Source organism: Kribbella sp. NPDC058245 (genome assembly GCF_042882005.1).
GTDB lineage: Bacteria > Actinomycetota > Actinomycetes > Propionibacteriales > Kribbellaceae > Kribbella.
Genome location: NZ_JBHVWY010000006.1, coordinates 300,112 through 323,022, shown reverse-complemented (window position 1 = coordinate 323,022; position 22,911 = coordinate 300,112). Strand labels below are relative to the sequence as shown.

Annotated in this window: 27 protein-coding genes and 2 tRNA genes; 13 read left to right on the top strand and 16 right to left on the bottom strand. The window is 68.2% G+C overall.

The window, feature by feature from the left end; all coding sequences use genetic code 11:
* Positions 1-52: 52 nt before the first annotated feature.
* From ACFVWG_RS16600 to ACFVWG_RS16590, 3 genes are read right to left on the bottom strand one after another with little or no spacing between them, the layout of a single operon-like run.
* Complete coding sequence (locus ACFVWG_RS16600; protein WP_391544146.1) at positions 53-1,084, bottom strand: S-adenosylmethionine:tRNA ribosyltransferase-isomerase; 1,032 nt, start codon at positions 1,082-1,084, stop codon at positions 53-55.
* Entirely contained in the window at positions 1,081-1,800 is a 720-nt protein-coding gene (locus ACFVWG_RS16595) for an SDR family NAD(P)-dependent oxidoreductase (protein WP_391544145.1), read from the bottom strand. Before ACFVWG_RS16595 ends, ACFVWG_RS16600 begins: the two co-directional genes overlap by 4 nt.
* A 23-nt stretch (positions 1,801-1,823) precedes the next feature.
* Positions 1,824-3,371: an FAD-binding oxidoreductase gene (locus tag ACFVWG_RS16590; protein ID WP_391544144.1), complete on the bottom strand. Its 1,548-nt coding sequence runs from the start codon at positions 3,369-3,371 to the stop codon at positions 1,824-1,826.
* Between the two features lie 114 nt (positions 3,372-3,485).
* On the opposite strand from ACFVWG_RS16590, the gene ACFVWG_RS16585 reads away from it, so the two are divergent.
* Genes ACFVWG_RS16585 through ACFVWG_RS16575 form a run of 3 tightly spaced genes read left to right on the top strand, consistent with a single transcriptional unit; the run spans position 3,486 to position 6,571 of the window.
* Entirely contained in the window at positions 3,486-4,106 is a 621-nt protein-coding gene (locus tag ACFVWG_RS16585; RefSeq protein ID WP_391544143.1) for a TetR/AcrR family transcriptional regulator, read from the top strand.
* Entirely contained in the window at positions 4,103-5,632 is a 1,530-nt protein-coding gene (locus ACFVWG_RS16580) for a glycerol-3-phosphate dehydrogenase/oxidase (protein WP_391544142.1), read from the top strand. The genes ACFVWG_RS16585 and ACFVWG_RS16580 overlap by 4 nt, the downstream gene beginning before the upstream one ends.
* Before the next feature lie 42 nt (positions 5,633-5,674).
* Positions 5,675-6,571, top strand: a complete 897-nt coding sequence (locus ACFVWG_RS16575; protein ID WP_391544141.1) for a DUF4328 domain-containing protein — start codon at positions 5,675-5,677, stop codon at positions 6,569-6,571.
* Here the strand turns inward: ACFVWG_RS16575 and ACFVWG_RS16570 are convergent.
* Genes ACFVWG_RS16570 through ACFVWG_RS16560 form a run of 3 tightly spaced genes read right to left on the bottom strand, consistent with a single transcriptional unit; the run spans position 6,529 to position 8,216 of the window.
* Positions 6,529-6,825 (bottom strand): hypothetical protein, encoded by a 297-nt coding sequence (locus ACFVWG_RS16570; protein ID WP_391544140.1) that lies wholly within the window; start codon positions 6,823-6,825, stop codon positions 6,529-6,531. The genes ACFVWG_RS16575 and ACFVWG_RS16570 overlap by 43 nt on opposite strands.
* On the bottom strand, positions 6,737-7,315 hold the full coding sequence (locus ACFVWG_RS16565; RefSeq protein ID WP_391544139.1) for a protein phosphatase 2C domain-containing protein: 579 nt from the start codon (positions 7,313-7,315) through the stop codon (positions 6,737-6,739). Before ACFVWG_RS16565 ends, ACFVWG_RS16570 begins: the two co-directional genes overlap by 89 nt.
* A 4-nt stretch (positions 7,316-7,319) precedes the next feature.
* On the bottom strand, positions 7,320-8,216 hold the full coding sequence (locus ACFVWG_RS16560; RefSeq protein ID WP_391544138.1) for an NAD-dependent epimerase/dehydratase family protein: 897 nt from the start codon (positions 8,214-8,216) through the stop codon (positions 7,320-7,322).
* A 116-nt stretch (positions 8,217-8,332) separates the two neighbouring features.
* Between ACFVWG_RS16560 and ACFVWG_RS16555 the strand changes: the two genes are divergently transcribed.
* The gene (locus tag ACFVWG_RS16555; RefSeq protein ID WP_391544137.1) at positions 8,333-8,932 is read left to right on the top strand and encodes a pentapeptide repeat-containing protein; all 600 of its coding nucleotides are present in this window, start codon (positions 8,333-8,335) and stop codon (positions 8,930-8,932) included.
* Between the two features lie 91 nt (positions 8,933-9,023).
* Here ACFVWG_RS16555 and ACFVWG_RS16550 read toward each other — a convergent pair whose 3' ends face one another.
* Positions 9,024-9,656, bottom strand: coding sequence for a VanZ family protein (locus tag ACFVWG_RS16550; protein WP_391544136.1), 633 nt, complete (start codon positions 9,654-9,656; stop codon positions 9,024-9,026).
* A gap of 237 nt (positions 9,657-9,893) precedes the next feature.
* Between ACFVWG_RS16550 and ACFVWG_RS16545 the strand changes: the two genes are divergently transcribed.
* The 3 genes from ACFVWG_RS16545 to ACFVWG_RS16535 are packed head-to-tail and all read left to right on the top strand — an operon-like array spanning position 9,894 to position 12,017.
* Complete coding sequence (locus ACFVWG_RS16545; protein WP_391544135.1) at positions 9,894-10,304, top strand: hypothetical protein; 411 nt, start codon at positions 9,894-9,896, stop codon at positions 10,302-10,304.
* Between the two features lie 10 nt (positions 10,305-10,314).
* Entirely contained in the window at positions 10,315-11,415 is a 1,101-nt protein-coding gene (locus tag ACFVWG_RS16540; protein ID WP_391544134.1) for a sensor histidine kinase, read from the top strand.
* Positions 11,412-12,017: a response regulator gene (locus tag ACFVWG_RS16535; RefSeq protein ID WP_391544133.1), complete on the top strand. Its 606-nt coding sequence runs from the start codon at positions 11,412-11,414 to the stop codon at positions 12,015-12,017. Before ACFVWG_RS16540 ends, ACFVWG_RS16535 begins: the two co-directional genes overlap by 4 nt.
* 4 nt (positions 12,018-12,021) lie before the next feature.
* Here ACFVWG_RS16535 and ACFVWG_RS16530 read toward each other — a convergent pair whose 3' ends face one another.
* From ACFVWG_RS16530 to ACFVWG_RS16515, 4 genes are all read right to left on the bottom strand, one after another.
* A complete protein-coding gene (locus ACFVWG_RS16530) occupies positions 12,022-12,573 on the bottom strand; it encodes a hypothetical protein (protein WP_391544132.1) in 552 nt (183 codons plus the stop codon).
* Positions 12,570-13,130 carry an RNA polymerase sigma factor gene (locus ACFVWG_RS16525; RefSeq protein ID WP_391544131.1) on the bottom strand — a complete coding sequence of 187 codons (561 nt, stop codon included), beginning with the start codon at positions 13,128-13,130 and terminating at the stop codon, positions 12,570-12,572. The genes ACFVWG_RS16530 and ACFVWG_RS16525 overlap by 4 nt, the downstream gene beginning before the upstream one ends.
* Positions 13,131-13,192: 62 nt before the next feature.
* Positions 13,193-13,807, bottom strand: coding sequence for an FMN-binding negative transcriptional regulator (locus ACFVWG_RS16520; protein WP_391544130.1), 615 nt, complete (start codon positions 13,805-13,807; stop codon positions 13,193-13,195).
* Positions 13,808-13,899: 92 nt separating this feature from the next.
* Positions 13,900-14,331, bottom strand: a complete 432-nt coding sequence (locus ACFVWG_RS16515; protein ID WP_391544129.1) for a hypothetical protein — start codon at positions 14,329-14,331, stop codon at positions 13,900-13,902.
* A gap of 29 nt (positions 14,332-14,360) precedes the next feature.
* Between ACFVWG_RS16515 and ACFVWG_RS16510 the strand changes: the two genes are divergently transcribed.
* From ACFVWG_RS16510 to ACFVWG_RS16485, 6 genes are all read left to right on the top strand, one after another.
* Complete coding sequence (locus ACFVWG_RS16510) at positions 14,361-15,317, top strand: threonine/serine dehydratase (protein WP_391544128.1); 957 nt, start codon at positions 14,361-14,363, stop codon at positions 15,315-15,317.
* 342 nt (positions 15,318-15,659) lie between these two features.
* Positions 15,660-16,148: a hypothetical protein gene (locus tag ACFVWG_RS16505; protein ID WP_391544127.1), complete on the top strand. Its 489-nt coding sequence runs from the start codon at positions 15,660-15,662 to the stop codon at positions 16,146-16,148.
* Positions 16,145-16,684 carry an AAA family ATPase gene (locus ACFVWG_RS16500; protein ID WP_391544126.1) on the top strand — a complete coding sequence of 180 codons (540 nt, stop codon included), beginning with the start codon at positions 16,145-16,147 and terminating at the stop codon, positions 16,682-16,684. The genes ACFVWG_RS16505 and ACFVWG_RS16500 overlap by 4 nt, the downstream gene beginning before the upstream one ends.
* A gap of 145 nt (positions 16,685-16,829) precedes the next feature.
* Positions 16,830-17,243, top strand: coding sequence for a hypothetical protein (locus ACFVWG_RS16495; RefSeq protein WP_391544125.1), 414 nt, complete (start codon positions 16,830-16,832; stop codon positions 17,241-17,243).
* A gap of 77 nt (positions 17,244-17,320) precedes the next feature.
* On the top strand, positions 17,321-17,734 hold the full coding sequence (locus ACFVWG_RS16490) for a cytidine deaminase family protein (protein ID WP_391544124.1): 414 nt from the start codon (positions 17,321-17,323) through the stop codon (positions 17,732-17,734).
* 106 nt (positions 17,735-17,840) lie between these two features.
* Entirely contained in the window at positions 17,841-18,548 is a 708-nt protein-coding gene (locus ACFVWG_RS16485) for a hypothetical protein (RefSeq protein WP_391544123.1), read from the top strand.
* Between the two features lie 205 nt (positions 18,549-18,753).
* Here ACFVWG_RS16485 and ACFVWG_RS16480 read toward each other — a convergent pair.
* From ACFVWG_RS16480 to gyrA, 5 genes are all read right to left on the bottom strand, one after another.
* A tRNA-Ala gene (locus ACFVWG_RS16480) sits at positions 18,754-18,826 on the bottom strand.
* Between the two features lie 12 nt (positions 18,827-18,838).
* Positions 18,839-18,970 carry a DLW-39 family protein gene (locus ACFVWG_RS16475; protein WP_238176512.1) on the bottom strand — a complete coding sequence of 44 codons (132 nt, stop codon included), beginning with the start codon at positions 18,968-18,970 and terminating at the stop codon, positions 18,839-18,841.
* A 33-nt stretch (positions 18,971-19,003) separates the two neighbouring features.
* Positions 19,004-19,080 (bottom strand) — tRNA-Ile (locus ACFVWG_RS16470).
* 96 nt (positions 19,081-19,176) lie between these two features.
* Complete coding sequence (locus tag ACFVWG_RS16465; RefSeq protein ID WP_391544122.1) at positions 19,177-20,043, bottom strand: DUF3566 domain-containing protein; 867 nt, start codon at positions 20,041-20,043, stop codon at positions 19,177-19,179.
* Complete coding sequence (gene gyrA / locus ACFVWG_RS16460) at positions 20,043-22,712, bottom strand: DNA gyrase subunit A (RefSeq protein ID WP_391544121.1); 2,670 nt, start codon at positions 22,710-22,712, stop codon at positions 20,043-20,045. Before gyrA ends, ACFVWG_RS16465 begins: the two co-directional genes overlap by 1 nt.
* Positions 22,713-22,911 lie beyond the last annotated feature (199 nt).

The following is a 22,911-nucleotide window of genomic DNA, read 5'->3' as shown; positions in this document are numbered from 1 at the left end:
GCCGGCGTCAGCGGAGGCTGCTTCAGCGAAGGCTGCTTCAGCGAAGGCTGCTTCAGCGAAGGATGAGGCAGCTGTCTCCGAACTCATGCCAGAGGTACCGCTCATGCAGAGCCGCGTCGTAGGCCTGCTGCACGGTGCCACCTCCCGCCACGGCCTCCAGCAGGAGCAGGTGGGAGGCCTCGGGAGCGTGCATGCCGGTGATGAGTCCGTCGACGACGGCAGCGGGGTGGCCGGGTCCGAGGACGAGGTCGGTCCAGCCGCGCGCGGCGACGACTGAGCCGTCGGCTGCGACCGCTGACTCGATCGCGCGGACCGCAGTGGTTCCCACTGCCACGATGCGACCGCCGTTGCCCTTCACCCAGTTCACCAGTCGCGCGGTGTGCTCGGGTACGTCGTACCGCTCGGGCAACGGCGGTTCGTGGCTCTCCAGCGAGGAGACGCCGCAGTGCAGCGTGATCGGCGCGATCAGCACACCCTGAGCGGCTAGCCGGCTCACCAGCTCGAAACTGAACGGCCTCGCCGCACTGGGCATCTCGGCGCTGCCAGGGTCACGTGCGAAGACAGTCTGGTACGACGCGATCGGCCAGCGCTTGTTCACGTAGCTATAGGTGATCGCACGCCCATGCCGTTGCAGGTAGCCGACCATGTCGGTCACCGGGGGCTTGGCTCGCCACAGGCGGTTGGAGTCCGACTGGTAGGGAGCCAGCAGCGTGAGGATGCCGCGTGGCAGCTCCACCTGGTCGCCCGACGTACCGCCGAACATCGGTGCGCCACCGTTGCGCAGCTCGACCACCCAGTTGCCGTCGTCGAGTGCAGTGGAGAAGTGCACGACCACAGGTGCCACCCCGGCGCCCGTGATCCAGGTGCCGTCCACTGCGGCCGCCAGCGTGCCAGATGTGTTCACCAGCAGGAGATCGCCGGGCCGGAGGTGGTCACCGATCCGGTCGAAGCGGGTGTGCGTGATGGTCGACCCCTCCGCGACCAGCAGCTTCACCTGATCCCGTGCGAGTCCACGCGCTTCCGGTGGTTCGGTGGCGTTCAGCGAGTCAGGTAAGACGAATCTCGTCTGGGGATGCACTGTCACGAGGCCACCGCCGGTGCGAACTCGGCCGCGCGGTAGCGACCACTCGCCGGCCGCTGGTCCAGCAACGCCAGAAACGCCGGTACGACGGTCGCCGGCTCGGGCCGGTCCGAGATGTCCTCACCGGGGAAGGCGGCCTGATGCATCGCCGTACGGAGATCGCCCGGGTCAACGGCGTACACGGCCAGTGCCTTGTGCTCTTCGCCGAGAACTCGGGATACGTGGTCGAGTGCGGCCTTGGCCGAGCCATAACCACCCCAGCCTTCGTAGGCCTCGGCTGCTGCATCGGAACTGATGTTGACCACCACTCCGGCCGCCGAGGTGAGCTGCGGGAGCAGAGCCTGCGTCAGAGCGAGTGGTGCGACCACGTTGACCTCATAGACGCGGCGCAGCTCGTCAAGGTCGGCAGAGCCCAACGTCTGCAGGGGACTGGGCCCGAGGTAGCTCGCGTTGTTGATCAGCAGGTCGAGCCGGCCGAGCTCGGCAATCGCGTCAGTCAGATCAGTGCGGTGCTGAGGATCGGTCACGTCGCCGGCAAGCGGTACGACGTCGGTCCGGTCGGCGAGGGCGTCGGCCGCGTCCTTGAGCGCGTCGGCACCACGAGCGTCGATGACCAGCGTCCAGCCCCGATCGGCCAGACCGTGTGCGAGCGCGAGTCCGAGGCCGGCGGAGGCGCCGGTGATGAGTGCAACAGGACGGTTGGCGGGTTCAGGAGTCATGCCCGCAACTGTCATACTTCAAGTTAACTTGAGGTCAAGAGGATCCCAGGATTGAGCACCCGCGCCGGATCCAGGACGCCCTTGACCGCCTGCAGCACCTCGACCGCCAGCGGGCCGATCTCCATGGCGTAGGCCTCCCGGTGATCCGTCCCGACACCGTGGTGGTGGCTGATCGTCCCACCGGCTTTCGCGATCGCAGCGTTCGCTGCGAGTTTCGCCTTGTGCCACTGGTCGATCGGCTCATCGTTCTGCGCGCAGATGATCGTGAAGTACAGCGAGGCGCCGGTCTCGTACACATGTGAGACGTGACAGAGCACCAGCGGCGGAGTGCCTTGATCGCTGAGCGCCTTCACCAGTGCGTCGGTCACTGCAGCCTTCAGCGCGGGAATGCGCGACCAGAACGCTGCAGTCTCAAGCGTCTCGACCAGTGCGCCTTCGTCGAGCAACGGATCCCGCAGGTACGGCGCTTTGTACCGGCCGACCCGCCAAGCCTCACCGACCTCCTCACCGAGGTTCTGACCACCAGCCGCGGCCAGGACGTCACCAGTCGCCTGCTTGTACGGACCATCGAAGCCGATGATCGCCAGTGCGCCGCCGGGACCACCCGGGTTGTTCACCGCGGTCTCAGCCTCGTCCGACAACCGGAGCACGGTTGGCAACGGCCCGTCCTGCGCCAATCGCCGTACGGCGGTCAGTCCTTCGTCGAAGGTGTCGAACCGCCAGCCCTCGAAATGCCGCTCGGTCGGACGCGGGCGGACCCGGACCACCACTGAGGTGATGATGCCGAAGGCTCCTTCGGACCCGAGCACGAGCTGGCGCAGATCCGGCCCGGCGGCCGACATCGGCGCCCGGCCGAGCTCGACCGTCCCGCGCGGCGTCGCCAGCGTCAGCCCGACCACCATCTGGTCGAACCGGCCGTAGCCCGCGGACGACTGCCCGCTGGACCGAGCGGCGGCGTACCCGCCGATGCTTGCGCCCTCGTAGGACTGCGGGAAGTGTCCGAGCGTGTAGCCGTGCTTCGCGAGCAGCGCCTCGGCCGCGGGACCACGCACACCGGCCTGCAGCGTCGCCGTCCGCGAGATGTCGTCGATCTCGAGCAGCTGATCCAGCCGGCCGAGATCCACCGTCGCGAACCGCCGGGACGCCGCGAGCCCGCCGACGACCGACGTACCGCCTGAGTAGGGGACGACGGCCAGTTCGTGCTCGGCACACGCGGCCAGTAGCGCCAGCACCTCGTCATGGTCGGCCGGGAAGACGACGGCGTCGGGCATGTCCGAGGTGTCGCCGGCGCGATGCCGCAGCAGGTCAGGAGTCGAGTAACCGCGAGTGTGCGCCCAGCGGGCATCCAGCTCGGTCGACACATGCTCAGCACCGACGACACCGGCCAGGACGGCCACCTGCTCGGCCGACAGCCCCGGGCGATCGGTCGGAGCGACCGGGCCGGACTCAGGCCGCCGTACACCGAGGTGGTGCAGCGCGGCCAGCGCCGGAGCCGGCACCTCGACCGAGACCTCAGGGTCGCCCCACCGTCCAGGCGTGAGTTGCACCACCGGCAGGTCTGATTCGGTCATGTGGGCTCCTCATCACTCGCCTGCCGGGGTAGCGTCCTGGGCAGATGAAACCCCTGATTCCACCTGCCCAGGACTGTCCCCGGGCGTCGAGTCGCTGATACACTCTGACGTGTGATGTCTCAGCGTAGCAGCGAATCAGGGTCCGAGACCAGTAGTCGTCCCACGCCGGCCAATGCGATCGGCGAGGAGCGGATCCTGGACGCGGCGTACGAGCTGTTGCTCGCGATCGGGATGCGCCGGATGACGATGGCCGACATCGCCCGGCACGCGGAGGTCTCCCGCGCGACGCTGTACCGGCGCTGGCCGAACGTGCAGGCCGTGGTCGCCGCCCTGATGACCCGGGAGTGGACCACCGCGCTGATGTCGGCCTTCTCACCGGACGCCGCCGACGGCCGGACCCGCCTGGTCGAGGGCGTGGTCGAGGTGGTCGCGCACACCCGGACGCACCCGCTGATGCGGAAGATCATCGAGCTCGACCCCGAGTTCCTCACGCCGTACCTGCTGGAGCGCCGCGGCAGCAGCACGGTCGCGCACCTGGCGCTGGTCGAGGCGGGGATCAAGGCCGGTCAGGAGGACGGCTCGATCCAGGACGGCGACTACGTCTGGCTGGCCCGGCAGATCATCCTGGTGTCGCTCGCCTCGGCCGTGTCCGGTCCGGTGATGGCCTCGAAGGAGGAGTACCCGAAGCTCGACGAGCAGCTCCGCGACATGCTGAACAAGTACCTCAGGCCATGATCTCCTCCATTGGCAACGCGAGCCTGAATGCGGCCCGCCGGACCCGCGAGCTCGACTGGCTGGAGACGACCGGCAAGGTCGACGTCCTGGTCATCGGCGGTGGCGTGACCGGCGCCGGAGTCGCGCTGGACGCGGCCGCTCGCGGCCTGACCGTTGCCTTGGTGGAGAAGCACGACTTGGCCTTCGGGACCAGCCGCTGGAGCTCGAAGCTCGTGCACGGCGGCCTGCGCTACCTGGCCTCCGGCCACGTCGGCATCGCCTACGAGAGCGCCGTCGAGCGCGGCATCCTGATGAAGACGACCGCGCCGCACCTCGTGCACCCGGTTCCGCAGCTCGCACCTTGGTTGCCGCAGGCAAAGGCTTCGCAGGCAGCGCTGGTGCGTGGCGCGTTCCTCGGTGGCGACCTCCTGCGCACGTTCGCACGGACCAGCGACGACTACCTGCCGCACTCGCGCCGAGTCAGCTCGGCCGAGGTCATGCGGTACGCACCGACGCTTCGGCCCGAGGGTCTGCGCGGCGGCTTCCTCACCTGGGACGGCCAGCTGTACGACGATGCCCGGCTGGTGATCGCGATCGCGCGGACGGCCGCCCAGTACGGCGCTCGCGTGCTGACCCGGGTCGCGGCCACCGAGGTGACCGGCCAAGGCGCCGTACTGGTCGACCAGCTGACCGGAAACCGTCTGAACGTCGATGCGACGGTGGTCGTCAACGCCGCCGGGATCTGGGCCGGCCAGATCACCGACGGCATCAAGCTCCGGCCCAGCCGAGGAAGCCACCTGGTTTTTCCACAGGCTGCCTTCGGTGGACTGTCCGCCGTACTGACCGTGCCGGTGCCGGGCGAGCTGCGCCGAGCGGTGATGGCGATCCCCGCGCCGGACGAGCGCGTGTACGTCGGTCTGACCGACGAGGACGCGCCTGGCCCGGTGAGCGACGTACCGCAGGCGACCGAGGCCGAGATCGACTTCCTGCTCGACACCATCAACCGTGCGGTTCAGCTGCCGCTCACCCGGGCCGATCTGCTCGGCACGTACGCCGGACTGCGGCCGCTGCTCGACACTGGGCACGACAACAAGACGGCGGACATCTCCCGGCGACATGCGGTGATCACCGGGCCGGACGGGTTGGTGACGATCGTCGGCGGCAAGCTGACCACCTACCGGCGGATGGCGCAGGACGCACTCGACACCGCGCTCGACCAGTCGGATCTGGACCCGCAGCGTCCCTGTCTGACCCACCGGATCCCGCTGGTCGGTGCGGCCGACCGGGTCCGGCTCGCTGCCGTGGCCGCGCCGCCACGGTTCGTCCAGCGGTACGGCGTCGAGGCACCGACCGTCCTCGAGGGCGGTTCGACGGACCCGATCGCGGCCGGTCTCAGGACGACGTACGCGGAGCTGCTGTTCGCGGTGCGGCACGAGGGCGCGCTCGACGAGGACGATGTCCTCGACCGGCGAACCCGGATCGGGCTGTCCGCCGCAGACCGTGAGCTGGCTCTCCCCGCCGTCCGGGAGGCGTTCGCGGCGGTCTGAGCGCTCCCCTCTGCGGCTACCGTTGCTGAGGGGAGGATGACGATGACACAGCCGTACCCCTATCCGGGGCCGCCTCGGTACGGGCCGTACCAGATCGTGCCGCCGCGCTACCGGCGGCTGCGCACGCCTGCCATCGTCGCGATCGCGCTGATGGGGCTGACCGCTGTGCTCACCGCACTCCAGTCGGTCCTGATGTGGCGGTCCTACGACGAGGTCAAGAACTTCATCTTCCTGAACCTCACCGAGGAAGAGTTCGACACCAGTGTGCGCACGATCGCCGGCGGCGGCTGGGTCGTCCAGATCCTCGGCTATCTGATGTTCGGGACGTGCATCGCCTATCTGCTCTGGCTCTGGTACGCCCGGGAGAACACCGACTTCCTGAACTCGGCTTTCGCCCCGCGACCGCCGGCGAACCCGCTGCCACCAGGCAAGGGTCTGCACCGGCACAACGCCGGCTGGCTGATCGGAGCGTGGTTCTGCCCGGTCCTTCAGTTCTGGTATCCGCTACAGCTCGTCGAGGACGTCGTCGTCGCCAGCGAACCGCTGGAGCAACCAGGTGCTGCCCGCAGCCAACGGATTCGTGCGCTGCTCTACGCGTGGTGGGCCAGCTGGTGCGGCTACTGGGTGATCGTGATGACTGGTCTGCTGGCCGCGCTCGTCGCCACCATCGTCTTCTTCGTCAAGTTGGTGCAGTCGACCGACGATGCGGATCAGAGTGTCTCGTTCTACGGTCTGCAGGACGTGATGGTGCAGGTCGCCCTCTGGGTCGACATCGGCTTCACGGTGGCTGCACTGCTGATGGTCGTAGCCACGGCGGCCTCAGCCCTGTTGATGCTCCAGATCGGTCAGTGGCAGCAGCAGCGCGCCACGCCGCCGCCCTTCGTCCCCATCCAGGACTACCGACCGCCATCGTTCCCGTCGTACCGGCCGCTGTCGTAGAGCACGACCGCGGTCGCGTCGTCGTACCGTTTCCAGCGGACTGCGGTGGCGGCCGCGTCGTACGCGCGGACTCGACGGATCAGCGCCGCCGGTCCTTCGGTGGTGAGCACAGTCATCAGGTCGGACCAGCTGTGCCCGTACTGCTCGACGTACCGGGAAGCACCATCACTCAGTACGCCGATCGCCGCGACCTCGCCGCGGTCCGTCGTACCGGTGACTGCTTGGTACGCCGCCTCGGGGTTGGTGCTCGCCACCCAGAAGCCGTCGGGGGGCGTTGCGGAGCCGGCGGACGCTCTCGACTGTTCGCTCGGGCAGGTGCTCGAGCCGGTCGTCGCTGTGGACAGTCACGCCTCCGTCGGGGGCGCGGTAGACGACAGGTGAGTCGGCGAGCACCAGATGCTCGACCCGGTCCGGCCAGACGCGCACCATGGCGACTGTGGACGACGGACTGTCCCGATTGGTGAGGTCACAGGTGTCCGTGTGCTCTGCGCACACTGCAGCGATCGCCTCAGCCAGTACGTCGGGCAGTGGCGCGGTCGACGCGGTCAGTAGAGGCGGAGCGACGTACCGGGCGATTCGACCGACCAGCCAGGCCACTGTGTGCTGGCAACCGGAGTCCACGCCGGGGAACGGAGTGGCGCCGTCGAGCACCACTGCGAAGTCAGGACCGGTCAGGACCAGGTCTTCGTTCACTGCGGGCGGTCGGCGATCCGGTGCGGGCTGGCAGCTCGAGCGGATCTCCACGCGCTCAGTCTGCCCGGGGTGCGGCCCAACTGTCGGCGAGGGACTGCTCCAGCGCGATCTTCGGCGACCAGCCGAGCCGCTCACCGATCAGTCCGATGTCGGCCTGCTGCCACGGCGCACCCAGTACGCCGTCCTGCATCGGGTCGTCGACGATCCGGGCCGGCTGGCCGCTCAGCTCGAACAGCTGACCGGCCACGTCGCGGGCCAGCGTCGCCCGGCCGGTACCGACGTTCAGGACGGCCGGCAGCTTGGCGTCCGTCAGCGCGACCGCGAGGACCGCCTCCGCCACGTCGCGGACGTCGATGAAGTCCCGCCAGACGTCGAGGGACCCGACATCGATCTGCTGCCGGTCACGGAGGTCCTCGATCACCCGGCCGGTCACCGTCGTCGCCGGCGCTCCAGGCCCGTGCACGTCGAAGACCCGCAGTACGACGGCATCGGCGCCGTTGCGCTGGGCCCGGACGGTGAGCTCGGAACCAGCCAGCTTGGTCAGCCCGTACGGTCCGGTCGGCCGGAGCGCAGCCCCCTCGGTCTGACTCGCGCCGTGCGGACCACCGCCGTACTCGGCCGCCGAACCGAGCTGCACGAACCGCGCATGCCCGGCATTGTCGCGAGTCGCGGCCAGCAACGCCTCGACCGCGGTGACGTTCGCGGCGACCAGGCCGGCCGCGTCACCCTCGGTCGCACCGACCGCGTTGATCACCACCGTCGGCTTGTAGAGGCCGATCTGGGTCTCCAGCGCGTACGAATGCATCGTCGCCAGGTCGCAGCGCAGGTGTGGTTCACCCCGATTCCGGCTCAGTCCGCGGTACTCGACGCCCCGATCGGCGAGCAGCGCACAGATCCGGGCACCAAGGAATCCACTGGCGCCGAACACCATCACCCGCTCTGATCCGCTCACTCCTCCATCGTGCGGCCCGTAGTTGTCGGTCCGCTGAACGTTCTCCGGCGGCACCATCACAACCTGACTCGTAAGCATTACAACTGACTGTCGGCTCCGGATGGGAGGGTGAGGTCATGAGTAGGCGTAGTGGGGTGCCCACGGAGTCGACGGTGCGCGAGTGGGACGATCCGGAGCCGTCGGGCGAGACCTATCGGCGGGTGCAGTACATCGACACGGACCTGACCGAGGTGGAGAACCGCGGTGGGGTGTTCGAGGAGTGCACGTTCCGCGGGGTGCGGTTCAACGCGTCGACGCACACCGACGCCGCGTTCGTGAACTGCACCTTCGTCCGCTGCTCTCTGTTCGACACCACGTTCACCGGGTGCAAGCTGGTCGGCAGCTTCTTCGACGACTGCACCTACAACCTGCTGAAGGTCTCCGGCGGCGACTGGTCGTTCACCGGCCTGCCCGGCGCGGACCTGCGCGGGACCGAGTTCCACGGCACGAAGCTGCGCGAGGCGGATCTGACCGGTGTCCGCGCCGCCAAAGCGGTCCTGCGGGATGTGGATCTGTCCGGGGCATCGCTCCAGCGGGCCGACTTCACCGGGGCCGATCTCCGCGGCTCGGACCTTTCGACGCTCGACCCGCTGACCGTCGTACTGCGCGATGCGCGGATCGATTTAACCCAGGCGATGGTGGTGGCGACCGCTCTGGGGCTGGATGTCCGACCCTAGCCTGTGGATAACTTTACGTAGTTGAGCCGTCATCCCCCGGGTTACCCACAAGCTGTGGATAACCTTCCGGATAACTTCCTACTTCGTCAGCTCAGCGGACCCGCACCATCGGGCGCAGTCCGTTGGACGGTTTCGCGGCGACCGGCGCCGGGCGGAGGTGCCGCGCGGGGGTCCGGGGCCGTACGACGACCATGGCCGCGTGCTCGACGACGTACGGGCTGGGCACCAGATGACTGCGCCGCGCGATGGACTGTACTCCGACCACCACCCCGACGCCGCAGAAGGCACCCGCCGTGTTGGCGATCAAATCATGCAACTGACAGGACCGGCCGAGCTGGGGGATCAGCGCCTGGACCGCCTCGACCGAGGCCGACAGCCCGATCCCGGCGGCGATGCCGTCTCCCGGCCGGCCGCTCGCCAGCGCCAGCAGCCCGGCGGCCGGGATGAACAGCAGCACGTTGAGCAGACCCTGCTCCGAGGTCAGCCCGCCGGTCGTCGCCAGGTGCGTGCCGCACTGGCCGACCACCGAGCTGATCCGGTGCGGCGTCGGGCTCAGCGTCGCCGCCAGCACGAGCGCGAAGGCCGCCGGCATCCCGAACGCCGCGAGGCGAGGGGCCCAGGCCCCCGGCCGCCGCAGCGACGAGAGTGCGACCGGCAGTGCCATGCCGGTCAGCACGAGCCAGGTGTCGAGTAGATGTGGGATGCCGCGATAAGTCTCGAGCACTCGTCGGACCCTCCCGTGGTCGACCGCCTGCCTCGATCTCTTCCTCTCTTCGACGATCTGCCGTCGCGTGCACCAACCACCAGGCTTGTCCGGACATCTGCACGCAGCCGCAAACAACCCGTGACAAACCGAGCACAAACTGTCACAGCATATAGGTGCTCAAGGCAACGATCTTTTGCGATGCGGATCCACCGATCGGTGGAGGTGCCAACCGGGCACGGCATCGACAGTGGAGACATGTCGATCAATCTCGAAGACCCCCGGACCACCGCCGCCTGGCGCAGCGTCACCCTGCTGATCGCGGCCTATCTCGCCGTCAGCGTGCTGACGCTCGCGGGCATCGTCGCCCTTCGCAACAACACCGCGGCAGTGAACACCGCGGTCTGGACGCGCGGCACGATCGTCGTCGCGAGCGCCGTACTGACCCTGTCCTTCGCCCGCCGCGCCGCCCGCGGCTCGGCGCGCGCCTTTCTCCGGCTGCGGCTCGTCTCCGCGATCATGCTGGTCGCGATCGTGGTCATCGACGTCCTGCCGGGCACCTTCCCGGTCTGGATGAAGGTCGAGCAGGCGATCTGCGGACTGCTCCTGCTCGGCGTGGTGCTGCTGGTCAACGGCAAGCACCTGCGCTCGGTGTTCACTGGAGCGTGAGGAGGCGCGCATGAGCGAGCGGGTATGGCCGATCCGCCTGACCGTGGTGCCGTACGTCCTGCTCGCCGTCCTGGCGGCCGTCACGGTGCTGATCAGGCAGTCCGACTCGCGACCGTTCGGCGCCGACCTGGCCCTCTGTACGGCGACCGCGGTGTGGATGCTGTTCGGCTTCACGCTGCGTCCCGCCTGGCGGGAGCGGCCGGTCGCGATGGGCGTGTTCCTGGCGGGGTTCGTCGTACTGATGGGCTGGCTGGTGCTGCGGGACCCGTGGTTCGGGTTCCTCACACCCGCGGGGTACTTCTACGCTTTTGGGTTGCTGCCGTGGCCGTGGCGGCTGGCCGCGATCACCGCGGTGGGCGTGGTGGCGGCCACCGCGCAGGCCTACGGCATCCCGAAGGACTCCTGGTACGGCTGGCTCACGTACGCCGCGGTCGTCGCCGTGAACGTGCTGGCGATGTGCCTGGCCGCGTGGCTGGAGTGGCAGCGCGCCGTGCTGCAGCACCAACTGGGGGTCCGCGACGAGCGCGAACGCATGGCCCGCGAGATCCACGACACCCTCGCCCAGGGTCTGACCGGCATCATCACCCAGCTCCAAGCGGCCGAGCACGCAGACGACCGCCAACGCCATCTGGACGCCGCCATGAGCCTGGCGCGCGAGAGCCTCACCGAAGCCCGCCGCTCAGTGAACGCCCTCCGTCCCGAGCCGCTGCAGACCGCATCGCTGGCCGACGCCCTCGAAACCATCCCGCGCCGCTGGTCCGGCCTCACCACGATCCCCGCCGACTTCGCAGTCACCGGTATCCCGCTCCCACTGCCGGAGCCTCTCGAAGCGACGCTGCTCCGAGCTGCCCAGGAGTCCCTCGCCAACATCGCCAAACACGCGGCCGCCACCCGCGTCGGCGTCACCCTTTCCTACCTGGACGCCCAGGTTGCCCTGGACGTCCGCGACGACGGCACCGGCTTCACCACTGCACCCACTGAGGGCGGCTTCGGCCTCACGGCCATGCGTCAACGCGTGGAGTCACTCGCCGGAACCCTCGCCATCGAGAGCGAACCGGGGACCGGGACCACGATCGCCGTCAACCTGCCGATCCGAGGAGCCACTGCATGATCCGGTTGCTGATCGTCGACGACCATCCGGTCGTCCGCGACGGGCTGAGCGGGATGTTCGCCGCCGATCCGGAGTTCGAGGTGGTGGGTGAGGCGGGCGACGGCGCGGAGGCGATCCAGTTGGCCGAGGTGTTCCGGCCGGACGTGATCCTGATGGACCTGCAGATGCCCGGTGTCGGCGGGCTGGACGCGATCCGGCAGCTCGCCGACCGCGGCAGCACCGCCCGCGTGCTGGTGCTCACCACCTACGACACGGACACTCACGTCGTACCGGCTCTCGATGCCGGGGCCACCGGCTACCTGCTCAAGGACGCACCTCGCGCGGACCTCCTGCGCGCAGTCCGCGCCGCCGCGGCCGGCCGCTCCACGCTCGCGCCCGCCGTCGCCGACATCCTCGCCCACCACGCACCTGCCCTGCTGACGCCCCGCGAGCTGGACGTCCTGCGACTGGTCGCCGCCGGCAACACCAATCGCGAGAGCGCCGCTCACCTGTTCATCAGCGAGGCCACGGTCAAGACCCACCTGATCAACATCTACGCCAAACTCGGCGCCCCCGACCGGGCCTCCGCCGTCGCCGAGGCGTTTCGTCGCGGCCTGCTCTAGCGCTTCACCGCTGCTTCGGCACGTCCGTCGGAACACACGGCCCGAACGACCCGGTCTTGGGGGCCGCGAACAGCAGCCGCTCCCGCGGTCCGAACCCTTCGCCTTCCAGCAACAGCGTCGCCCCTCGGTAGTCGGCAGGTCGGAGCACCAGGGTCCCGATCTGCCCGGTCGTTGCGTCATTGAGCCACTTGACCTGGAATCTGGATCCCGATGATTCCCCGGACGGGGTCCGCCGACAGAACTTGCCCTTGGGGATGAAGTCCACCACGGCAGGGATACCGGCCGCCCGCAGTCGCTTCTGCAGTCCTTTGTCGTCCTCGACCCGGTAGATCGTCACCCGCACGGTGCCGTCGGGCTGCGTGACGACGGCATACGCGGGAGAGGTCGTGTGCTCACCACCGAGCATCGGTACGGCGACCGCCGTACCGGCCGCGAGGGTCAGGCAGGCGGCGATCCCGACCAGGAGCCGCTTCGGGCGCTTGCGGCGGATGTCGACCGGCCGCTCGGCGACGACCGTGCGGAGCTCGGCCAGGAGCTTGTCTTCGAAGGTGTTCATGGGGTCATCTCCGGGTGAGTCGGTACCAAGTGGAGTGACTGCGACCTGAGCCGGCCGCGCGCCCGATGCAGGCGGACGCGCAACGTCGGGAGGCGGATGCCGAGCACCCGCGCAGCATCCGCCAGCGGGAGCCCGTCCAGCGCGACCAACTCCAGCGCGGCGCGTTCGCCGTCCGGCAGCTCGCCCATCGCCTGCAGCAACGCCCGAGCCGACGCTTCGGCGTCGATCCGCTCCTCCAGCCGAGTGACGTCGTCCGCGGTGAGTAGCCGCCGACCCGAGACCCGCTGATTGGCCCGCAGCTCCCGTGCCTGCCGGCGCTTCTCCGCCGACACCACGTTCCGCGCGATCCCGTAGAGCCAGCCGGTCGGCGTACCGAGGTTCGCGCGGTACCCGCTCGCCGCGTCGATCGCGGCGAGGAACACGTCCGCGGTCAGATCAGCCGCCAGGTACGGGTCATCCACCCGCCGGGCCACGAACCGCTGGATCCGCTCGATGTGTTCGCGGTAGAACCCCTCGAACACTTCGGGATCTCGCCCGATCTCGGCTATCTCGGTCACGTCCGTCCTTCCGTCGCAGTCGGAAGTACTTGGTCCGAGCGTGGTCCGACGTTACGTCCCGATCAGGTCGGGCGGTGCTCCTCGACCGCCGCGGCCGCCCGCTCGTCCCCGTCCGCCCGCAACCCCGCGATCACCCCGTCGACATCCGCGGCCGACCGGTTCTGCGACAACTTCACCTTCGCCTCGACCCGCGTGATGGCGAGCTCCACGCCCACGATCGCCCGGAGCTGCCCGTTCACGAACTTCTCCGGCGCGTCCTCAACCGACCACGGCTCGCTCCGCGACCCCTCGTGCAGACCGGTCAACCGCCGTACCAGCTCGCCCACCCACTCCGGGTCGTCGTGCACGGTCAGCTCGCCGTACACATGCGCCGTGACGTAGTTCCACGTCGGTACGACGCGCCCGTGCTCCCGTTTGGCGGCGTACCAGCTCGGCGTCACATACGAGTCGACCCCGTGCATGATCACCAGCGCCTCACCCCTGGCGGGCCGTTGCCACTGTTCGTTGTTCCGCGCCAGATGCCCCTGCAGCACCCTCCGCTCGGCGTCGTACACAAACGGCAGCATCGTCGCCACCAGCCCGCCGTCCGTCATCGTCACCAGATCCGCCGCCCCATGCCGCGTCAGTAATTCCTCGACCACAGCCTCATCAGCAGCAAAATGCGCAGGCACATACATCCGAACTCCCACCGTCGACTGCCAACCACCCTGCCGCTCGGTATGTCGTGGCGGCCAGGTCCAATCCGGTCCACCTTCCCCACCCAACCGGCCTACGCTCGACTCAAAGGAGCCGGTGGCAACCACATGATGGTGGTCGGCTCCTCGGGGTCGGGCGCGTGCGGGACGACCACGATCTGGTGCTCGTCCTCGTAGAGGACGCGGCCGGGGTCGGCCGACTCGTAGCGCTCGCACGGGAGGTTGTGGGCGACGAGGATCGCGAGGTACTGCGGGATCGGGTCGAAGAGGTGTGTAGCCGTCAGGCGGAACCAGGCTGCCGCCAATAGATTGTCCGCGTAAACAGCCGGGTCGACAGTCGACGGGTCCGTGTACGTGGCGTCGTACCAGGCGTTCGCCGTACGGCGGAAGTCCTCCTCCTCGGCGGTGAGGAGTCCGCGGTGGCCGAGCGAGTTGACGAGACCGAAGATGCCGATCCGCCGACCGCGCCGATCGGGGACCGGACTTTGGTAGCGCACGAAGGTCATCCCCTGATTGTGCGTGAGACGCTGGGGGAGTGGAGACGCGCCTGGACACTGCCCGGATCCGTGCGGCCCGCGATGTCATCGACCCGGTGTTTCTCGATACGCCTTTCTACGAGTGCGAGGCGCTTCCGTTCGACGGCCGGGTGAGCATCAAGCTCGAGACGGCGAACCCGGTGCGCAGCTTCAAAGGACGCGGCACCGAACTGGTCGTTGACGGGCTTGAGGGGAACGCCGCGGTCTGCGCCAGCGCCGGCAATCTCGGTCAGGCCCTCGCGTGGTCGGGCCGTAAGCGTGGTCTCGACATCACCGTCGTCGCTTCGCGCTTCGCGACGCCGGCCAAGCTCGAGCGCATCCGCGCCCTCGGCGCCACCCTGGAGTTGGTCGACGGCGACCACGAACTGGCTCGCGACCGCGCCGCGGAGATCGCCCGGACTACCGGCGTCCGGCTCGTCGAGGACAGCCTCGACCTCGAGACCTGCGAGGGCGCAGCCACCATCGGCCTGGAGCTGCTCTCGTCGGGAGTCGCCTTCGACACTGTGCTGATCGCGCTGGGTGGAGGTGCGATGGCGACCGGAATCGGCCACGTACTGAAGGAGCTCGCGCCGTCCGTCGACGTCGTCTGCGTGCAGCCCGCCGGTGCTCCCGCCATGACGCTGTCCTGGCACGAACGCCGCGTCATCACGACCGAGTCCACCAACACGATCGCCGACGGTGTGGCCGGCCGACGCCCGATCCCCGAGGTCCTGACCGACCTCCTCCAGGTCGCGGACGACGCCGTACTGGTTCAAGAGTCGTCCATCATCACCGGCGTCCGCCTGCTCGCCACCCACGCCGGCCTCGTCGCCGAACCCTCCGCCGCTCTAGGCCTGGCGGCGCTCCTCGAGAACCCCACCCGCTTCGCCGACCGCCACGTCGTCACGATCATCTGCGGCAGCAACGTGAACCCACCCGACCACCACCGCTGGCTTCAACCCCCAGCCGACCGGTAGCTCATCAATGGCTCGCCAATCGTGCGCGCGCGGACGGCAGGCGTTTGCCCTTCCTGCGCGAACAGTTCGTCCCGATGGTCGTGGTACCCCAGCCACGTCCGCACCACCTACCGCACCCTCGGCCATTTCAACGGACCTCCCCTGAAATGGCTCCTTCTCCCCTCAAATTTTGGACAGAGAACGAGCAAATCGAGGGGATCTCCCCTCAAATGCCCGGAGGAGAAGCACAGAGAGGCGACGGTGGTGCGGCGGAGTCCGTCGATCGCCACGACCCCGCCCGCAGGGCACCAACGAGTTGGAATTCACCTGCCCCGTAGGCGTTCGCAGGCCTAAGGTCGTTCAATGCATTCAGCCCTCCCGCGCAGCATCGTCAGCCTGCTCGATTCGCCGAGGTCACTGTCCGGGCTAGCCGACGAGCTCGACGTCACCGATGCCCGCGTGCTCTGGTACCTGACAAAGCTTGCTGCCGCCGGCCTGGTTACCGAATCCGACGGCCGCTGGTTCCGAACCCAGCAGGGCATCGACTATCTGGCAAGCCCGCAACCCACCACTGACGACTACACGGTCCTGCCCGGGCGCACGACGTACGACTATCAACAGGCCTTCGCGGATGCCGAGGCCGGCATGTTCGGCCCTACCTATGTGCAGGGCAGCGGCGAGCACGGCGGCCGCGTCGCGTACGCCAGGGCCGTCGAGTTTCACCAACGCCTGCAAGACCTCATCGCCGAGTACTTCGCCCCGGAATCCATCGACCGGGCGGCGACTCCCAAGTACGGCTTCCACTGGGTCCTGACCCCCACCGACCTGCACCCGCTGAACGACGGCCAATGACCACCATCTACCTGATCGTCGGTCTCCCCGGCGCCGGGAAAACCACCCACGCCAAACACCTCGAGCGGACCGCGCCGGCCCTGCGCCTCACTCCCGACGAGTGGCAGATCGCGCTCTTCGACGGCGACAACCCGCCGGACAAACGCGACCTCGTCGAAGGCAAGCTCATCGAGCTAGGCCTCCGAGCCGCCCAGCTAGGCACCAACGTGGTCTTCGACTTCGGCTTCTGGGGCACCGACGAACGCTCCGCCCTCCGCTCGATCGCCACCACCCTCGGCGTCGACAGCCAGGTCGTCTATCTCCCCATCACCCCCGAAGAACAGCGCCACCGCGTCCTCCGCCGCTTCACCACGACCCCCCACCAAACCTTCCCCATCACCGACGCCGAACTCACCCAATGGCGAGCCCAGTTCCAACCTCCCACCCCCACAGAACTAGCCGGCCGCCCCATCCCACCACCCCCATCGCCCCACCCCACCTGGTCCCACTGGGCCACCCACCGCTGGCCCTCCCTCCCCAACCAGTACGGATCCTGAGCGGGTCCACTAACGACTGCACGTAGTCCGCTACGCCGGACCCCGCCTCCGCGTGCTCTCGCCCGCAAGCCCAGTCGCAGACCCATACCTGCAGTCCTTAGTGCATCGGTTGTGGCAGGCCACACTTCCGCCACCCTCGAACACCATGCGGGCAGGGATCAAACAGGACGCGCGCCCGGACAGCCCGCGTGATGATGGTGCGATGCCTCAACAACACTCACGCCCCGTGCCGGGCGGTCGGGCCTTCTACAACACCGAACGCCTCTGGGAGTTGGCAGCAGGCCTTCCCATCGAGCCCGTCCTGATCGACAACATCAAGGAGTTCGACGAGAACTGCTGGTTCGGCGACGGCCCCGTCACCTGCCGCATGGTCGCCCAGCACGCCGATCGCATCCAGAAAGCAGACCTCAGCTACCCCGTCATCCTCTCCGCCGACGGCCGCCTCATGGACGGCGGCCACCGCATCGCCAAGGCCTGGCTCAGCGGCTCCACCACTATCAACACAGTCCGCTTCCCCACCGACCCCGAACCGGACTACATCAAGCAAGAAGCCGACTAACACGACAGAGACGAACCGCCGCAGACCTGCCGAAATCCCGTGGCCGTGAGCTGGCCGAGGTTGCTAGGTTCCCGTGCGTGACCAGTCGAAGCAACGACGACCTCATCGAGGCGGCCGTGGCCGTGCTGAATCCCCACCTGGTCGGTGATCGACTCTTCGGCGACGTGGCGTCGGCACTCATCACCGACGCCGGCAACGTGTACGTCGGTGTCTGTATCGACACCACTTCCGGTACGGGATTCTGTGCCGAGCACGCTGCCATCGCCGCAATGGTGACCGCCCGCGAGTACAAGATCGCGAAGATCGTGGCCGTCTGGCGAGGCGAGGACGAAGGCAAGGTGCACGTCGTACCACCCTGCGGCCGCTGCCGAGAGTTCATCCACCAGATAGACCCGGCAAACCTCGATGCCGAAGTGATCCTAGGACGGAACCGAACCTCAAGCCTCCGCGAACTTCTCCCCGCCACCGAATGGTCGGCCCCGCTGGACTGAGCGCTCGCGACCTCATGACGAGTGACCTGATCCCTGTCCACCCGCCGCGGAGGACGATTCACAAAACGCTTGTACGCCGACATTCCTCCGCGCTTATGGTCTCGGTGTGCACTGGATCCACGAGCGGCGGCTTCGGTGGCTCTTCGACTTCATTGATCCGGAGTCGGCCGGACGGAGGACCGCAAAGCTGCGCTACAACCGGTACATCGCCGAGTGGGGCGAAGCACTCGATCGCAGCAACGCCATGTGGTGGTCCAACGGAAAGAGCTTCGACTTCTCGGCGACGCCCGCTCTCAAGGCGGCGTTCGACCGGCACAACGCTGCGCAACGGGATGCACTCGACAACACCTTCTCTGGCGTTCTGCGGAGGTTCGTCGAGGCTTCGTGGCATGCCGACCGAATGGCGACCTTCGAGCTGCTCGCGCCGTATGCGGTGCTGTTCCTGCGGTGGGAGGCCGCCTATCCCGTGGAGTGGCGGGAGGCTGCTCCCTGGTCTCCCTGGGGTACCAAGCAGCAGATCCTTCGAAGCTTCATCCGGGCCGGCGTGCCGGCGTCGAATCGCGCTCACCTCGTCGAGCTCGTTACCCACGCGGTGTCGAGACGCCACCGATGCGAGGACCGCTGGTACGCAGCCCTGGCGCGACGCGTTGACGGTCCGGAGCTTCGAGCTGCGCTCGACGGATGCCGGACGTCAGCTGATGGAGCAGTGCGCCTCAGGGCGGCGTACGTGCTCACCGTCCTGGACGACACCGAGATGGCGGTAACCCTCGCAAGCTGGCGCCGCTGGCTCGCAGAAAACACCGAACTCGCGTAGCCAGCAACACCCACCACCCGCACTCCCCGCGCGGGAAAGGTAGATCCCAACCGCGGCGCCCAGCCACCAGAGGCCGATGCGAAGCGAGGCCGAAGGGGGTGCGGGTGGCGAAGCCCCCGCTCGCGGCGAGCGAAGCGAAGCCGCACAAATGACGAAGGCGAGGAGGTTCGCGCTTTCCGCGAACACACCTCGCCTATCGCCTTCGTGGAGACGAGGGGACTTGAACCCCTAACCCCTGCCTTGCAAAGGCAGTGCTCTGCCAGTTGAGCTACGCCCCCGTGGTGGGGTGGTCAGCGACCCGGGGTGACCGGGTCGACGGCCTCGGCCCAGAGGTCCTTGTCGGCGCGGGACTGCTGGGTCTTCTTGTAAGCGAAGTATCCACCGATGCCGGCCAGGAGCACCAGCAGGATCTTTCTCAGCACCGCGGGACTCCTCGGATCGGGGGTTTCACGATCTGGTGGGCCTAACTGGATTTGAACCAGTGACCTCTGCCTTATCAGGGCAGCGCTCTAACCAACTGAGCTATAGGCCCGTATCTACGGGGTCGAACCTGGGAGAGATTACCGCACCAGGTGCCTGTCTCCCAAACCGGTTCCGGCCGGACCCCAACAGGCCCGGCCGGGAGGTCTCAGTCCTCCGACGCGAGCGTGACTTCGAGGCCGCCCAGGAGCGTGGCGGCGATGTTGTAGAGGAAGGATCCGAGGGTGGCCAGGGCCGTGATGATCAGCACATCGGCGCAGGCGAGGAGGGTGGTGAAACCCATTACCTTGCCGGTGTTGATGTAGTTCTCGATCCGGAACGGCTCGGTGTTCGGGTTGCCGAGCACCTCGGTGACGGTGCTGTTGATGTTGTCGAAGACACCGGCGGCACCGATCGCGGACCAGACGATGAAGACTGCGACCCAGGTCACGATGCCGAAGGCGATCGAGAGCAGGAACGCCGTCTTCATCACCGACCACGGGTCGATCCGCGACATCCGCAGGCGGGCCTTGCGGGTCTGCGAGCGGCCGGAGAGCTTGCCGTCGCCGAGCTCCACGCTTTCGCTGTCGGACTTGCCGGTGACAGCGGCTGCCTTGTCCATGACGGCCTGGCGGGCCGCACTGACCTTGTCACCGAAGGTCTCGGTCTTCTCGGCAGTCTTCCCGGTCAGCCCGTACGACGATCCGCCGGCTGCTGGTGTGGTCGTTCCCGCGGGGGACCACGGTTCCGGGCGGCCCGGCGTACTGGGTGCTGGGGTGGGTCGGGTCGTGCCGGGCTGGCCCGCCGGGCGGACCGGCGGTTGCTGCGCGGGGCGGACCGGGGCACCGGCGGTGCCCGGCCGCTGCTGCTGCGGGCGGAGCTCTGCGGCCGGACGCTGCCCGTTCGGGGTGGCGCCGCCGGAGCGACCGTTGGAGGCCGGAGTGGCCGGAGTGGACTGCTTCCCGCTCGGCGCGGGGCGCTGAGACTTGGAGCTGTCCGCACCTTCGGGCCAGGTCGGCCTCGCGCGGTTGGTCATCAGTTACCCTCCTGGCCGGCTTCGTCGTCTTCGACGGTAGCCGGGCCGTTCACATCCGTCGAACGCTCGTCGGTAGTAGTGACGCTCCCAGACGGGGTTTCGGTTGTCGAAGCGTCCACATCCTGGGCATCCGTGGACACGACGGCACCCTCGGCACCCTCGACAGCCTCCGCGTCGTCCACGCCTTCGACGGTCAGATCGGTGTTCCGGGCGATCGCGACGACCGCGTCGGACTCGCCGACACCGGCGAACCGGACGCCCATCGTGTCCCGGCCCTTGACCGGCACACTGTCGACCCGGCTGCGCACGACCTGACCGCTGGCCTTGATCGCCAGCACCTGGTCCTCGTCGACCACGACGATCGCGCCGACCAGCGAACCGCGCTCGTCGTTCAGCTTGACCGCCTTGATGCCGAGTCCGCCGCGACCCTGCTGCCGGTACTCCGACACCTTCGACCGCTTGGCGTACCCGGCGTCGGTGACGGTGAAGACGAACTGCGCGTCCTCCTCCGAGCCGGCCCGGATGACCGCCATCGACAACAACTCGTCGCCGTCGCGGAACTTCATGCCGGTGACGCCGGAGGTGGCCCGGCCCATCGGGCGGAGCTGCTCGTCGTTCGCGGTGAACCGGATCGACTGGCCCTTCTTGGAGACCAGCATCAGGTCGTCTTCGGCCGACGCCATCTCGGCGCCGATCAGCTCGTCGTCATCGTCGCGGAAGTTGACCGCGATGATGCCGCTCTGCCGGGCCGAGTCGTAGTCGGTCAGCGCCGTCTTCTTCACCAGACCACGCTTGGTGGCCAGCAACAGGTACGGCTCCTGCTCGTAGTCGCGCAGCGTCAGGACCTGCGCGATCTCCTCGTCCGGCTGGAACGAGAGCAGGCCGGCGACGTGCGAACCCTTGGCGTCGCGCGCCGACTCGGGCAGCTGCCACACCTTGGCCCGGTAGACCCGGCCCTTGGTGGTGAAGAACAGCATCCAGTGGTGGTTCGTGGTGGTGAAGAAGTGGCCGATCTCGTCCTCGGCCCGCATCGTCGCGCCGCGAACACCCTTACCGCCGCGGTTCTGAGTGCGGTAGAGGTCGGTCTTGGTGCGCTTGGCGTACCCACCGCGGCTGATCGTGACGACCACGTCCTCGTCCGGCACCAGGTCCTGGACGGACAGGTCGCCGTCGGCGGCGATGATCTCGGTACGGCGGTCGTCGCCGAACTTCTCGACGATCTCGGCCAGCTCGTCGCGGACGATGTTCCGCTGCCGGACCGGGTCGGCCAGGATGTCCTCGAGGTCGGCGATGATCGCCTCGAGCTCGTTCAGCCGGTCGACGATCTTCTGCCGCTCCAGGGCGGCCAGCCGGCGCAGCTGCATGTCGAGGATCGCCTGGGCCTGGATCTCGTCGATCTCCAGCAGGCTGATCAGGCCTTGGCGCGCCTCTTCCACGTCCGGGCTGCGGCGGATGAGTGCGATGACCTCGTCCAACGCGTCCAGCGCCTTCACGTAACCACGGAAGATGTGTGCGTTCTTCTCGGCCTCGCGCAGGCGGTAGCGCGTCCGGCGCTGGATGACCTCGATCTGGTGGTCGATCCAGTGCGTGATGAACAGGTCCAGGCTGAGCGTGCGCGGGACACCGTCGACGAGCGCGAGCATGTTGCAGCCGAAGGTGTCCTGCAGCTGCGTGTGCTTGTAGAGGTTGTTCAGTACGACGCGCGGCTGGGCGTCACGCTTGAGCACGATCACCAGGCGCTGACCGGTTCGCGACGAGGTGTCGTCACGGATGTCGGCGATCCCGGTCATCTTGCCGGTGTTCACCAGCTCGGCGATCTTCTGCGCCAGGTTGTCCGGGTTGACCATGTACGGCAGCTGGCTGACGACCAGGCTGGTCCGGCCCTTGGCGTCTTCCTCGATGTCGACGACCGCACGCATCGTGACCGACCCACGGCCGGTGCGGTAGGCGTCGTCGATGCCCTTGTAGCCGACGATCAGGGCGCCGTTCGGGAAGTCCGGGCCCTTGATGTTCTCCATGCACGCCGCCAGGACCTCTTCCTGGGTGGCGTCCGGGTGCTCCAGGCACCACTGCGCGGCGGCAGCGACCTCGCGCAGGTTGTGCGGCGGGATCTGCGTCGCCATGCCGACCGCGATACCGGCCGAGCCGTTCACCAGCAGGTTCGGGAAGCGGCTGGGCAGGATCACCGGCTCCTGCGAGCGACCGTCGTAGTTGGGGCGGAAGTCGACCGTCTCCTGGTCGATGTCGCGCACCATCTCCATCGCCAGCGGGGCGAGCCGGCACTCGGTGTACCGCATCGCGGCGGCCGGGTCGTTACCCGGGGAACCGAAGTTGCCCTGGCCCTGGATCATCGGCGCGCGCATCACCCACGGCTGCGCCAGCCGGACCAGGGTGTCATAGATCGCCGAGTCGCCGTGCGGGTGGTACTGACCCATCACGTCACCGACGATGCGCGAGCACTTGGAGAAACCGCGGTCGGGCCGGTAGCCGCCGTCGTACATGGCGTAGAGGATGCGCCGGTGCACCGGCTTCAGGCCGTCGCGCACCTCGGGCAGCGCGCGGCCGACGATGACGGCCATCGCGTAGTCGAGGTACGACTGCTGCATTTCCGTCTGCAGATCGAGTGGCTCGATCCGGTCGTGTCCAGGAGAAACTGGGGTCTCGGTCATCTGATGCTCGTCCCGTTCGTGTCAGACGTCGTACGTCGCTGAAGTCGGCGCTGGAGTGGTAGCGGGGGGGGAGGGGGGGGGGGAGGCCGAGGAAAGACGGGGGGGCGGGGCAATGGGGTGGCGGGGGGGATGTTCCGGTCGGCTACCGCGCTCCCCGTCGCCTATGGCTGACGGGCTGTGGTTGCGGTGCGGGGAAGAC